Origin of the sequence: Clostridium tetanomorphum, from assembly GCF_017873215.1 — a bacterium.
Classification (GTDB): domain Bacteria; phylum Bacillota; class Clostridia; order Clostridiales; family Clostridiaceae; genus Clostridium_AO; species Clostridium_AO tetanomorphum.
The window spans coordinates 90,411-103,676 of record NZ_JAGGKA010000004.1 but is presented as its reverse complement, the minus strand read 5'-3'; the positions used below and the strand labels follow the sequence as shown (position 1 = coordinate 103,676).

13 protein-coding genes and 1 riboswitch are annotated in these 13,266 nt (G+C 30.3%); of the genes, 2 read left to right on the top strand and 11 right to left on the bottom strand.

Annotated elements, in window-relative coordinates:
* Positions 1-29: 29 nt before the first annotated feature.
* From J2Z24_RS05245 to J2Z24_RS05195, 11 genes are all read right to left on the bottom strand, one after another.
* Positions 30-1,505 carry a flotillin family protein gene (locus tag J2Z24_RS05245; RefSeq protein ID WP_051593351.1) on the bottom strand — a complete coding sequence of 492 codons (1,476 nt, stop codon included), beginning with the start codon at positions 1,503-1,505 and terminating at the stop codon, positions 30-32.
* A 60-nt stretch (positions 1,506-1,565) separates the two neighbouring features.
* Positions 1,566-1,823, bottom strand: coding sequence for a DUF1653 domain-containing protein (locus J2Z24_RS05240; protein ID WP_035149540.1), 258 nt, complete (start codon positions 1,821-1,823; stop codon positions 1,566-1,568).
* 2 nt (positions 1,824-1,825) lie between these two features.
* A complete protein-coding gene (gene folK, locus J2Z24_RS05235; RefSeq protein WP_035149610.1) occupies positions 1,826-2,653 on the bottom strand; it encodes a 2-amino-4-hydroxy-6-hydroxymethyldihydropteridine diphosphokinase in 828 nt (275 codons plus the stop codon).
* 9 nt (positions 2,654-2,662) lie between these two features.
* Positions 2,663-3,472, bottom strand: coding sequence for a dihydropteroate synthase (gene folP, locus J2Z24_RS05230; protein ID WP_035149542.1), 810 nt, complete (start codon positions 3,470-3,472; stop codon positions 2,663-2,665).
* 15 nt (positions 3,473-3,487) lie between these two features.
* Complete coding sequence (locus J2Z24_RS05225) at positions 3,488-3,973, bottom strand: HD domain-containing protein (protein ID WP_035149545.1); 486 nt, start codon at positions 3,971-3,973, stop codon at positions 3,488-3,490.
* A gap of 13 nt (positions 3,974-3,986) precedes the next feature.
* Positions 3,987-4,544, bottom strand: coding sequence for a GTP cyclohydrolase I FolE (gene folE / locus J2Z24_RS05220; protein ID WP_035149546.1), 558 nt, complete (start codon positions 4,542-4,544; stop codon positions 3,987-3,989).
* Between the two features lie 264 nt (positions 4,545-4,808).
* Positions 4,809-5,654 carry a MurR/RpiR family transcriptional regulator gene (locus J2Z24_RS05215; protein ID WP_035149548.1) on the bottom strand — a complete coding sequence of 282 codons (846 nt, stop codon included), beginning with the start codon at positions 5,652-5,654 and terminating at the stop codon, positions 4,809-4,811.
* A 149-nt stretch (positions 5,655-5,803) separates the two neighbouring features.
* Positions 5,804-6,598, bottom strand: coding sequence for a serine hydrolase (locus J2Z24_RS05210; RefSeq protein ID WP_051593352.1), 795 nt, complete (start codon positions 6,596-6,598; stop codon positions 5,804-5,806).
* 36 nt (positions 6,599-6,634) lie between these two features.
* Positions 6,635-7,444 (bottom strand): carbon-nitrogen family hydrolase, encoded by an 810-nt coding sequence (locus J2Z24_RS05205; protein ID WP_035149551.1) that lies wholly within the window; start codon positions 7,442-7,444, stop codon positions 6,635-6,637.
* Positions 7,445-7,465: 21 nt separating this feature from the next.
* The gene (locus J2Z24_RS05200) at positions 7,466-8,770 is read right to left on the bottom strand and encodes a GntT/GntP/DsdX family permease (protein WP_035149553.1); all 1,305 of its coding nucleotides are present in this window, start codon (positions 8,768-8,770) and stop codon (positions 7,466-7,468) included.
* Between the two features lie 74 nt (positions 8,771-8,844).
* On the bottom strand, positions 8,845-10,029 hold the full coding sequence (locus tag J2Z24_RS05195) for a M20 metallopeptidase family protein (protein WP_035149555.1): 1,185 nt from the start codon (positions 10,027-10,029) through the stop codon (positions 8,845-8,847).
* Positions 10,030-10,270: 241 nt separating this feature from the next.
* On the opposite strand from J2Z24_RS05195, the gene J2Z24_RS05190 reads away from it, so the two are divergent.
* Positions 10,271-11,851: an N-acyl-D-amino-acid deacylase family protein gene (locus J2Z24_RS05190; RefSeq protein ID WP_035149558.1), complete on the top strand. Its 1,581-nt coding sequence runs from the start codon at positions 10,271-10,273 to the stop codon at positions 11,849-11,851.
* 428 nt (positions 11,852-12,279) lie between these two features.
* Positions 12,280-13,011 (top strand): YybI family spore inner coat protein, encoded by a 732-nt coding sequence (locus J2Z24_RS05185; protein WP_035149560.1) that lies wholly within the window; start codon positions 12,280-12,282, stop codon positions 13,009-13,011.
* 69 nt (positions 13,012-13,080) lie between these two features.
* Positions 13,081-13,264, top strand: a riboswitch (cobalamin riboswitch).
* The last annotated feature ends 2 nt before the right edge of the window (positions 13,265-13,266 follow it).

Sequence of the window (13,266 nt, the reverse complement as noted above, 5' to 3'; positions counted from 1 at the left end):
GCAACGCAAATTTTATCTTACCTTTTATGTTAAATTTTAACATCTTCCTCTTTTTCTAAAACATCTGTATCTTCTACAGGCTTTATGAGCTCATCCTCTTCCTTTTTAGCAGTATCCTTATTACCAATACTCGTTATCATTTCCGATATATCTAAGCCCGTTATATCTTTTACTACTTGAAACCCATTAGCAGCTACATCAGTTACTATTTTCGAAACCCTTGAAGCACCTTGTGAACCGCCATTATCTATGACAGTAATCTTGTCTACCTGCTCAATAGGTCTAGAAACTTCCCTCATAACTTCTGGTAATCTGCTTACAATTAGTTCTACTACTGCAGCCTCACCATACTTGGACATGGCCTCTGCAAGTTTATCCTTTGCCTCAGCCTCTGCTATACCTTTTGCTTTTATGGTATCCGCTTCTGCCATACCCTTTAATCTTATAGCTTCTGCATCCGCTTTTGCTTCAATCCTCTTAGCCTCAGCCTCTGCCATTGCCTTAATTTTAATTGATTCAGCTTGTGCTTCTGCTTCTTTAATATATTTAATTTTAGCAGCCTCCGCATTTACCTCTGTCTCATACTTCTTTGCATCTGCTGGTTTCTTAATCTTTGCAATTAATTCTTTTTCAACCACTAAGGCATTTTTTTCAGCCAGTTCAGCATTTTGATCTGCTATTTTACCGTTATTTTCTATCTCCTGTAACTTATAAGCAACGTCTGCATTAGCCTTTGCTTTATCCTGTTCTGCACGATAGCCCTGTAACTTTATTTCTTTATCTCTTTCACTGGCAGCAATTTCTGCATCAGCATTTAATTTAGCTTTTTGTCCTTCCCTATTTGCATTAGCTGTCTTTATATCTGTATCTCTTTTTCTTTCCGCTGTAGCTATATCAGCATCTGATTTAGCTTGAGCGATTTGAGGGGTGGCACGACTTTCTAAGTATCCCCCCTGAGTTGAAATCTTTAAAATACTATAAGATACAAGTAATAATCCCATGGAATTTAATTCTTTTCGTATATCTGCTTCAATTCTTTCCTCAAAGGTAGCCCTATCTTCGTTAATTTGTTCAACAGTTAAAGTAGAGATAATGCCTCTTAACTTTCCTTCTAGTATTTGTTCTACAATACCACTAATAACTCTAACAGTATTCTCCTCATTTCCAGTACAGAACTGTTCCACAGCTTTTAATATGCTCTCCTCTTCATTTTCAACCTTCACCACTGCAGTACCTACAATATTAACAAAAATACCTTGTTTCGAAGGTGCTTCATTAACATCTGTTGTCATAGAAATATTCTCTAAAGAAATAGAACAGCCTGTTTCTAAAAAAGGTATCATTATGCCACCTTTACCAGATAAAACTCTCTTTTTTATTCCAGTGATTACCATAGCCTTATCTGCGGGTACCTTTTTCCAACAAGTTAAAATGATTATAATCAAGATAACTATAGGAATAATAAAGTGTCCTCCTTTTCCTAATGCATTTACTACTTCACTCATTACAATCCTCCATTATTTAATATCATAATAGCATATGTAGTTTCTGCATTGTTAGTACTATTATTTATTTTTTACACTTTCGATTTCCACATACTCAAATCTATATTTTTGACCTGTTGGATTTTCTTTTTTCTTGGGCACTTCTTCATTAAACATATTATAAGGTCTTGCAAAAACACCACAAGAGTCATAAAGTGCTTTGTATATAACTAATTTTTCCCTTGTCTCAGAATGAATTACAATATCAATTAATAAATATAAATCCCCTTTAAAATGTCTAAATATCTTTCCTTTATATTCTTCTAAGTTTCTTTCCATTATTATGCTTCCTCCCTATTTTGCAGTTCTTCCTTAAGCTGAATTACTCTTTTATGTAACAGTGGATGCACTATATAGGGAGCTATTTCTGCTAAAGGCTCTAGTACAAACATTCTATCCTGCATTCTTGGATGTGGAAGTAAAATCTCTTCATCTTCTGTTATTAAATCATCATACAAAACCACATCTAAATCTATGGTTCTAGGGCCCCATTTTATTACTCTTTTTCTTTTTAGCTCTTCTTCTATATTCAATAAAAATCTTACAAGTTCCTTAGGCTGTAATATAGTATCTACTTCAATAGCTCCATTTAAAAATTCCTCTTGGTCAAGATATCCCCAAGGCTCAGTAGTTATGAAAGATGACACCTTCTTCACCTGTGTATGATTAGAATCCTTTATTTTTTCTATAGCATCTAAAAGATTTTTTTCTTTATCTCCCATGTTAGATCCTAAGGCTATAAAAGCTCTGCTTCTCTTTCTATATATTTCTACAGCTACATATTCTAAATGTCTTAAAATAGGTGCCCAAGGTTTCTTTAAATTTACCTTAACCCCTTTAACTAATGGATATTCTATTAACACAAACTCTGCAATTTTTTCTGCCACAGTTTCTATTAAATCATAGCTTTCCTTTTGTATTTCTTTTTCTATTTTATGACATAGCTCTCCATAGTGTACAGATTTAGTTAAGTCTCCTGTTAAAGCTGCTTCTCTAGTGGATACCTGTAGCTCCAAAGAAACTATAAATTTTTGTCCTAAAACTTTCTCTTCTCCAAAAACTCCATGATTGGCAAATATTTCAAAGTCTTTTACTATTATTTTATCCAAAAGTATCACCTATTTTCTTCTTATTATAGCATCAGTCATAATTGCTGCTCTTTTATTTTCTAATACATCATGTACTCTTACAAAATCACAATTTTTCATAATTCCTATAACAGTAGTTGCTACAGTTCCTTCTACTCTTTCATTTGGAGGTAAATTTAAAGTAGTTCCTATAGTTGATTTTCTTGAAGTTCCTAAAAGAACTGGGTAACCCAATTCCCCTAATCTTTCTAAATTATTCATAACATAAAGATTTTGCTCATAAGTTTTGGCAAAGCCTATACCTGGATCTAAAATTATGTTTTCTTTTTTAACTCCTGATTTTTGCGCTATATCTATAGATTTCTGTAAATCTTTAAGCATATCTTCCATTATATCTTTATATTCAGTATTATTTCTATTGTGCATTAAACAACAAGGCACATCATATTTTGCAGCAACTTCAGCAATATAAGGATCTTTTTTAAAACCCCAAACATCATTTATAAGGTTCGCTCCAGCATCTATGGCAAGTTCTGCAACCTTGCCTTTATATGTATCTATAGAAATAGGTATATCAAAATGCTTTCTAATTTCTTTTATTATAGGGATTACCCTATTTATTTCTTCTTCCTCCTCTACTGGAGTATGCTTTGGTCTTGTGGATTCCCCACCAATATCAATTATGTCTGCTCCTTCATTTATCATCTCTTCTACATGCTGCACTGCTCTTTTTAGATCATTAAATTTTCCTCCATCTGAAAAAGAATCTGGAGTTACATTTAATATACCCATTATATAAGTTCTTTTGCCTATATTAAATTCTTTATTTCCTATTTTCATTTTGCTGCCTCCTAACTAATATACTATATTAAAATTTTTCTTATCTTTGTTCCAGTTACATTTTGGCTCTGCACTACAAGCAAAACATTTTCTTGAAAGCTTGTCACTTTTATATATTATAGAATTTAATTCTTCTTCTCCATTTTTTCTATGAGAAAGTATAGCTTGAAGTATAAGACTTTTTTCATGCTCTGAAAATTCTGCTTCACATAAAAGTTCCTTGGCTAAAATTTCACTAGCCTGCTCATGAGGAATGTCTTTTTCATACTGCATCCATCTTCCTATGTCATGTAAAATGGCTATAGCATATATAACCTCCTTAGAATAATTTAATCCCTTTTCTAAACAAATTATATAAGCAATTCTAGCTACATCTAAAAAATGATCTAAATTATGTTTGCAAAACTCTCTATTTTTTTCATATTCATTATTCTTTTTAATATATTCTTTATATTTTTTGTTATTAAGTATTTTATTTACCTTATATAAATTACTTTCCATACTTTGCTCCTTATCACTTACCTATGAATCTTAATACCTCATCTCTTAAGTCATTATCTTCTTTAAAAATTCCTCTATAGGTTGAAGTTACTGTTTTTGTGCCTGGCTTTCTAACTCCTCTCATAGTCATACACATATGTTCTGCTTCTATAACTACCATAACTCCCTGTGCTCCTAAGTGTTCATAAAGAGCATCCGCTATTTCACTAGTTAATCTTTCTTGTAATTGAGGCTTTCTTGCATACACTTCAACGCATCTCGCTAGTTTTGAAAGTCCTGCTACTTTCCCATTTGGAACATATGCTATATTAACCTTACCATAGAAAGGTACAAGATGGTGCTCACACATAGAATAAAATATTATATCCTTTTCTATTACTAAATCATCTCTCTCTATTGTAAAATTCTTTTTTAAATGCTCTGATGCGTCTTTCCCTATGCCTGAAAATATTTCACTATACATCCTAGCTATTCTGTCAGGGGTTTCTAAAAGTCCCTCTCTACTTGGATCTTCCCCTATAGCTTCTAAAATCATCCTTACTGCTTCTTTTACTTTTCCCTCATCTACCATTAATATCTCCTCCTACACCTTAAATAAAAACATATAATTTTCCCCTACAATCATAATATCTGCATAAGACAGCTATTTTATATAATTAATTAAAATTTTTATATTACTCACAATATTCTTTTATATTATATACTACTACCGTCTATTATACATCACTTAATACTAATTATAAAATAATATTAGGTAACACAAAGGACGGTTCAACTTTCCCTTAAAACATTTGCATAAAAACTAAAAAGTTGATAACCGTCCCTATTAATTAATTTAAACATATATGCCATTTTCAAAACAATTTTTTTCTTTTTCATTCATTTTAATAAGAGTTTTTTCTTTATTCTTAGCTCCTACCGCTGTAACTAAAGCATTCAAAGCAGTCATAGCTGCTGCGTATGAATAAGTGCTTGAACTATTTTGTAAAATCAGTACACAATTCCCCTTAACTGCCACAGGTGAACTATGGCTATCCGTTACAGCAATTATTTGACATCCTTTATCTTTGAAAAAGTCCGTTACTTCTGCAGTAAATTTAGTATATCTTGAAAAACTAATAGAGATAAGAACATCTTTTTCATCTATGTCATATATCCTATCATATACATCCATCTGTCCTGGTGACAACAATATAATATTATCCATAAATCTACTTAGCATAAAATCAAGATAATATGCAACTGTAAAAGTTGACCTAGTTCCTACTATATATATTCTTTTTCCCTGGCTTACTAATTCCACTGCTTTTTGAAAAGCTATTTTTAAGTTTTCTGAATACATATTTTGAAGTCCAACTATGTTTAACTCTATTGTCTTTTTTAGTATATCTTCTTCGTCTCTCAAATCAGTAATGGATTTTTTTATTTCTCTCATAGGGGTAATGTCCTTTTGAACTAATAGTTGGATAGCTTTTTGAAATTCTGAATAACCTTCATATCCCAATTCTTTACAATATCTTGTTATACTTGAAGTACTTACCCCCATACTTTCTGCTAATTCTTGAATAGACAAAAATACAATATTAGAATAATTTTTCTTAATATAATCACTTATTAACTTAAAGGTCTTTGTAAATGAAGAATATTTTTCTTCTATTATATTAAAAATATTATTTTCCATGGAATATCCTCTCTTTCTTTCTATATATTTTATCATAAATGCTGTTACCATAAAATATCTAAATTCATGTTAAATTGCATAATATAGCAAAACAATTATTGCCAATTCATAATATATTATGTACTAGCAATAATTGTTTTACCACATGATTAACAGCAATATTTTGTAACTATCTTCCCTATACTATTATTAAATTGTACTCCATGGGCATTATCCTCTAGATCCTTAGTTAAAACTACAATGACAATAGTTCCAGCTTGCGAAAAGAGTATTCCAGCATCATGTTCCACTCCAGGAAGATCTCCAGTTTTATGTGCAAAAGAAACATTCTTTGGCATTAAAAATGGAAGCTTATTGTTACATTGTTGTTTTTTCAATATATCTAATATAGTTTCTCTATTTTCAGGAGATAACTCTATCACCTTTGATGGATTTAAATAAGCTTCTAATATTGTTAAAGTATCTTTAGGGGATGTATAATTATCTAATCCTCTTTTTTTAGCATCTCCATCCATCATTTTTCTTCCAAGTATAGTACTCTTCATTCCTAACTCTTTTGCCGTACTATTTATTGACTCCATGTTTAAAATGTTTATTAATTTATTTGTAGCTACATTATCACTTAATATTATCATAAGAGTAGCTATATCTTTTATTGTTAGATTAACATTACAATCTAACTCTTTTAATACTCCAAATCCACCAGTTTTGTCCTCTTCTCTTATAGTCACACTATCTTCAAGATTAAATTCTCCCTTTTCAATTCTTTTAAACAACTCTAGTAGTATGGACAGTTTTATAATGCTGGCAGATGGAAAAACTATTTCTTCATTGTATGCATAGTATTCTTTTGTGTTTTCATTTTTAATAACAACTCCACAGACCCCTTTAAATTTATCTATTTCTTCTTTTATTTTATCTATCATTTTATTAAAATCACTCATTGCCCTCGCCCCTTTAAATAACGATTATTAAAATATTTATCTTAACATATCATCTGGATAATATTTTGGTATTCTATCACTATAAACAGGTATTATTTTTCTAACCTTGTCTACCTCTTCAAAGTTGATGACTCCTTTTACAAAACCTTCTTTGTCATCTCCTTCTGAAACCACTTCTCCCCAAGGACTAATTATCATAGAGTGACCAAAATATGAACTCTCTTTTGCACACCCTACTCTATTACATGCCACAATATAGCATTGGTTTTCTATAGCTCTAGCCTGTAATAATATTCTCCAATGATTTAATTTTGGATTTGGAAAATTAGCTACAACAAATATTACCTTAGCCCCTCTTAAAGATATAGTTCTTATAAGCTCCGGATACCTTATGTCATAACAGGTTATGGTAGATATATTCCCAAATTCCGTATTGAAAACAGGCATATTTTCACCATTGTGAAAAGCTATATCTTCATCCATAGCACTATATAAATGCATTTTGTCATATTCTCCAACTATTTCACTAGCTCTATTTATAAGCAATGATTTATTATATATCTTTTCTCCGTGTTTTACTGGTATAGATCCACCTACTAACCAAATATTGTGTTTTTTTGCCCATTCCTTCATTTTTGTTATAGTGTGACCATCTTTTTCTTCGGCAAATTTATTTATATTATGAAATATTTCTGTAGAGTAAGCTGTATTCCATGTTTCTGGTAGTACAACTATATCTTCATTTCCACTTAGTTGTTCATTAAATATCCTTTCCACAATTTCAATGTTTTTTTCTTTATTTGCATAAGCTAAATCAAATTGTAATATTGATATATTTATATCCATGACAATCCTCCTTATATCTAGTTACCATCTATAAAGAAATGCTACTATGGCCACATACAAAAGATTAAGTACAGTTATTACCAATCCATTCTTAACCATAGACTTTAAGTCCTTTGACCTGGCAAGTCCCATCTGTCCTACCATATCTCCAGTTGGATAAGCAAAGAAAGTGATTTGAGAACCAACAAGTAAAACAATAGCCCATAATGTCATTGGAAAATTAAGTTGTTGAACTAGTGGAAAAAACATTGTATGCACAACTTTTTCTTGAGCAACAGCTGCTCCTGAAACACCAAATATACCTATTAATGTAGTAAGTATCATGAAAATAGGTTTTCCACCAGCATTTATTAACGGCTTTATATATGAAGCTATAGCATCAAAAGCTCCTGATTGTGTTACAAAGTTTAAGAACGGATCATATAAAACAAATAATATAAACAGCCAGTACATTCTAGAACTTCCTTTAACAATAGCTTTTAAAGTTTCATCTGGTTTTAGTCCAGCTATATATCCTACTGCTAAAGAAGTTATTCCCATAACAGTTATAACAAATGATGCTCCTGCCTTTGCATAAATACCATATACAATTGATAAAATCATTATTGCAGCAAATGTAAATGTGGCTTTTTTAGTTCTAGCATCTGGTTCAAAATTACTTGTATCAACCATATCTTCCTTACCATATGATTCTTTGCCTTCTGTATTCTTTTGAACCTTTAATGCAACAAAATAAGTAGAGACTAAAACTATTAAAGAAACAGGTATTCCTGCGTATTTCATATACTGTCCATAGCTTAGTCCAGTTAATCCTAAAGTTGTTACAACCGTTGGTACAAATGGTCCTATATATAGCCCTGAAGCACCAGCACCATGTAGAAGTACTCCTAAAGCACTAGGTGTTATTCCAAAGCTAGCAACTATAGGAATAATTATTGGTGCAAGTATTGCATTACCTCCTGCCATAGATCCTAATAAACTTACCAACAATGTAGAAGCAAACATAGTAGCTAACATAACTTGTTTTTTGCTTTTAACTCCAGTTTTTTTCATTACAAGATAAACTATATTCTGAGCTACTCCTGTTTGAGTTAGCAATTCTCCAAGTCCTGCTCCTAAAAGGATTATAAATCCAATTAATCCTAAGAAAGAGCCAATTCCTGAAGCTATTGCATTACCAAAAGTTATAGGAGTTTGCCCTGTCAATACTGCCCCAATAATAACACATAGCAACACAACCCATAGCATATCTGCACCCTTAAAGGAGATAATAATGTAAATTAATAATGGTAGAAATCCGAAAATAGCTGGTAAACCTAATATCATTTTAACTGCCCCCTTTAAATATTTTTTATAATATTTTATTTTTTTAATATTGCTCTTTAAATTGTTATCTATTACTATATTAAAATTTCTAACGCTACATTACATAATGCTTTTATTCCTATAGGAATAGCTTTTTCGTCACATATAAAATTTGGACTATGAAGTATACAACAATCTTTATTTATTTCTGTTCTGCATCCTAACCACATAAAAGTACAGGGTACATATTTATTAAAGAAAGAAAAATCTTCTCCAATAGTAGCAGGCTTTCTTGGTATAATAATATTTTTTTCTCCTAATGAATGTTTTAAAATTTCTATAACGTTTTCAGTTAAGTTTTCATCATTATAAGTAAGTGGATATCCCTTTATATATTTAAATTCATAATGACAATCTAAAGCTGCACATATATTTTTTATTATAGCTTCAATTTTCCTTGGCATTAAATTGGCTATATCAGGTGAAAAACTTCTTACAGTACCTTCTAGCTTAACTTCATCTGCTATTACATTGTATCTATATCCACCGTTTATAACTCCTAAAGTAACAACTGCACTATCTAAAGGATCAATGTTTCTACTTACTATAGTTTGCAATGCTGTTGTAACATAAGCTGCTGCTACAATAGCATCTGCTCCTTCATGAGGCTCTGAACCATGTGCACTTTTACCTTTTACTTTAATATATATTCTATCGGATTGAGCCATCATAGCTCCCTTTTTTATTCCTATTTTCCCTAGCGGCATGTCCCATACATGCAGAGCTACAGCAGCATCCACCTTAGGATTTTCTAAAACTCCTTGCTGAATCATATAATTTGCACCACCTGTTGGATTACATTCCTCCGCAGGTTGAAATACAAACTTTACATTGCCTTTAATTTCATCTTTAAAATTTGATAATACCTTTGCTACTCCTAATAGTATTGAAGTATGTACGTCATGACCACAAGCATGCATTATATTTTCATTTTGTGATTTAAATGGTAGGTTAGTTAACTCATTTATAGGAAGAGCATCCATATCTGCTCTTAATAAAATAGTTTTTCCCTGTTGCGTTCCTTCTAAAAGAGCAACAACACCAGTATTTCCTATCCCTTGTTGTATCTTTAATCCTAGTCCTTGAAGATTTTCATATATAATCCTAGAAGTTCTATGCTCGTTCATTCCAAGCTCTGGATGTGCATGAATATCTTTTCTTATGTCAATTATCTCTTTCAAATTTTTCTCAATTAATTTATCTACATTATCTAAATTCAAAACAATCACCTCCTATCAATTTTTTAAAATTTTATATACAATTGAAAATTTATTATTATTTATATATAATTTTAACATGTATTTTTTATTTTTGCAATAAAATAATAAAAAAATTTTCATTTTGAAATATATTTGAAAATATTTTTTCATTTTTGAAAGATTTGTGATATAATTTAATCAATGAAATGTAATTAATTTCTCATCATAACTTCCATAATATTTTAAAAAAAGGAGAATGCCTATGTTTGATTTAGTTATAAATAATGTACTAATAATAGATGGTAAAGGTGGCAAACCTTTCAAAGGTTCTATAGGAATAATAAAGGATAAAATAGAAGCTGTTAGTAAAAATAATATGTTAAATGGATTAAAAATCATAGACGGTAAAGCACATATATTATCTCCAGGATTTATAGATATACATTCTCATTCAGATAGTTCTTTTCTAGTTTATAAAGATTTGGAAAGTAAAATATTTCAGGGAATAACTACAGAATTAATAGGTAGCTGTGGTATATCTTTAGTTCCTAACAATAAAGCTATAAAAAACAACATATTAAATTATTGTAAAACCCTTTGCTATAATACACATAAAATAGATTTAAATTTTTCAACTTTAAAAGAATATGTAGAAAGAGTTAACAAAAATCCTCCTGCTATAAACGGTCTTCCTCAAATAGGTCACGGTACTCTAAGAATGACAGTTATGGGTTTTGAAAATAGAAAACCTACTATTAAAGAATTAGATAAAATGAAATATTTATTAGAAAGAGAACTTAAAGCAGGAGCATGGGGTATGTCCTTAGGTTTGGTTTACCCACCAGGAAGCTTCACAGAAAAAGAGGAATTAGTAGAATTAGCTAAAGTATTGAAAAAATATGATGCCATATTAACTGTTCATATGCGTAATGAGGGAGATATGGTATTTAAGGCTGTAAAAGAAATGATAGATATTACTAGAAAAAGCGGCGTTCATTGTCATATATCTCATTTAAAACTTATGGGAAGAAATCAATGGGGACGTGGAAAAGAACTACTTAATCTTATAAATGATGCTATTTCTAAAGGGCTTAATATATCCTGTGATCAGTATCCATATATAGCTTCTTGTACTTCACTTTATCCTCTTATTCCTAAAGATGCTCAAGAAGGTGGCATAGAATCAATAAGAAATAGATTTAATAGCTATCAGTGGCAGGATATTTCAAAAATTATTAAAAAAAACATTTATGCTAGAGGTGGTGGAGATAAAATAGTAATATCTTCTTCTGAAGGTACCAAAGAAAATTATCAAGGCTTAAGTTTGCTTCAAATTTCAAACAAACTTAATATATCCTTAGCTGAAGTAGTTAAATTATTACTCCTTCAAACTGAGGGTGCTGCCTCAGTAATCTACTATAGTATGAATGAAGAAGATGTGGAATACATTATGAAACATGAAAGAATTGCTGTTGGAAGCGATGGTGCTGCCTTAGGATTTCATGACTTTGAATTTGGTACCCCTCACCCAAGAAATTTTGGAACTTTTCCAAAGTTTATTAGGACATGCTTAGATAAAAAACTCCTTCCCTTGGAAAAAGTAATTTGTAAAGCCACAGGTCTTCCTGCTAAGCTTTTAGGACTTAAAGATAGAGGAGTTATAGAAGTTGGTAAAATTGCGGATTTAGTTATATTTGATTTAGATAATATACAAGATATGTCCGCCTTCACTGAACCATTTGCTAAGCCAAAAGGTATAGAATACGTTGTAGTATCTGGAAAAATAGCCTTGGAAAATGGCATTCAACATAAAATTTATAATGGAAAGATATTAACAAAGTAGAACCTTTCTTTTCAAAGAAAACTCTAATTAAGGTTATGTTTTAAAGTAGTGTTAAAATTATATAAATATTTAAGGGAAGTCCATTTACTTCCCTTAATTCATGTTTTATGAAAAATGAATTACATACCTTTAGAATAGTATATACTAAAGTTCACGCTTATTAGCTTTATTTGTTTAAATTTTCAATTTCCGGATATTGTAGCAATAACTTTTTATTTGCAATTTGAAGCTTCTTATAATATTTTAAGTATGATGTAATTAATTTTTTCATGGCTAGAATAAAAATATCATAATAATCACTGATACTATTAAATTCTTTAAGTATTGCTTGCTAAAAACTTAAAAATTGATAATGTCCCTTTATATTATGTACCTTTTTTAATTTTCTTTAATATAATAATGTGATAATAATAATTTAAGGTGTGTATATGTTTTTTAGAATACCAGATGGATTAGTTAACACTTCAGATAAAGTATATATTCTCCAAACTAAAGTTGCAGATGTAAATGGTGATGGCGTTGATGAAACTTTAATACTTACAGGGAAAAAACCCTATGGCGAAAATGGTTTTGTTGAGGATTTAACTCTTACTATAGAAAATAAAAAAACAGGAGTTAATATAATTGTTAAACCAAAAGAAAATTCCGGATTTGACCCAAATCTATTTGTAGGCCGATTTCAAAAAAATACAACCCCTCAAGTATTCTTATCCATAGCCTCAGGTGGTAGCGCTAACTACTATTTTAATTATATTTATTCTTTTAAAAATAATATATCAAAACTTATTTTTGACTTTGATAAATTCAATGATGAAAATGAATATAGTGCAATATATGAAAATTATTATAAAGTACGAGTTAAATCAATTAATGGAAAACTAGAAGGTTTAATAGATCTTACAGCTATAAGAGATAAAGAATATTTATCTAATATTTATGATTCAAATGGAAAGCTAAAGAAACCTGAAATTGGAGGAGTACTCTCTCTATCATATTTATCCCCTTTGAGTTTAAATGGTTCTGAAATCTTTAGTCTTCTCACAAATCAAAGAATTATAGGACTTTACAATTCTGATATTTTAGGTGCTGTGGAATCTATTTTGCAATGGGATAAAGATAAATTTACTCCTGTGGTAACACGACTTGTTGTAAATATGTAATAAATAAAATATTACTATTAAAAAATTGTCTTATTTTTCACATTGTGCTATAATTACCTAGAATAATGTAATAATATGAATTTTTATGGTGCAATATTGAATTGCTTAAAAGGGAAGCTTGGTGTAAATCCAACACGGTCCCGCCACTGTAAGAGTGAGCATATCATTGTATACCACTGTTGTTTATCAATGGGAAGGTAATGATAGTGCTATGATCTCAAGTCAGGAGACCTGCCATGAAAACTTATAAGATTT

Excerpts from the sequence above, each read along its gene's own strand:
- J2Z24_RS05190 (WP_035149558.1), top strand. The coding sequence starts at position 10,271 with ATGTTTGATTTAGTTATAAATAATGTACTAATAATAGATGGTAAAGGT.
- J2Z24_RS05200 (WP_035149553.1), bottom strand. The coding sequence starts at position 8,770 with ATGATATTAGGTTTACCAGCTATTTTCGGATTTCTACCATTATTAATT.
- J2Z24_RS05210 (WP_051593352.1), bottom strand. The coding sequence starts at position 6,598 with ATGAGTGATTTTAATAAAATGATAGATAAAATAAAAGAAGAAATAGAT.
- J2Z24_RS05240 (WP_035149540.1), bottom strand. The coding sequence starts at position 1,823 with ATGGAAAGAAACTTAGAAGAATATAAAGGAAAGATATTTAGACATTTT.
- J2Z24_RS05225 (WP_035149545.1), bottom strand. The coding sequence starts at position 3,973 with ATGGAAAGTAATTTATATAAGGTAAATAAAATACTTAATAACAAAAAA.
- J2Z24_RS05205 (WP_035149551.1), bottom strand. The coding sequence starts at position 7,444 with ATGGATATAAATATATCAATATTACAATTTGATTTAGCTTATGCAAAT.
- J2Z24_RS05185 (WP_035149560.1), top strand. The coding sequence starts at position 12,280 with ATGTTTTTTAGAATACCAGATGGATTAGTTAACACTTCAGATAAAGTA.
- J2Z24_RS05215 (WP_035149548.1), bottom strand. The coding sequence starts at position 5,654 with ATGGAAAATAATATTTTTAATATAATAGAAGAAAAATATTCTTCATTT.
- folP (WP_035149542.1), bottom strand. The coding sequence starts at position 3,472 with ATGAAAATAGGAAATAAAGAATTTAATATAGGCAAAAGAACTTATATA.
- J2Z24_RS05245 (WP_051593351.1), bottom strand. The coding sequence starts at position 1,505 with ATGAGTGAAGTAGTAAATGCATTAGGAAAAGGAGGACACTTTATTATT.
- folE (WP_035149546.1), bottom strand. The coding sequence starts at position 4,544 with ATGGTAGATGAGGGAAAAGTAAAAGAAGCAGTAAGGATGATTTTAGAA.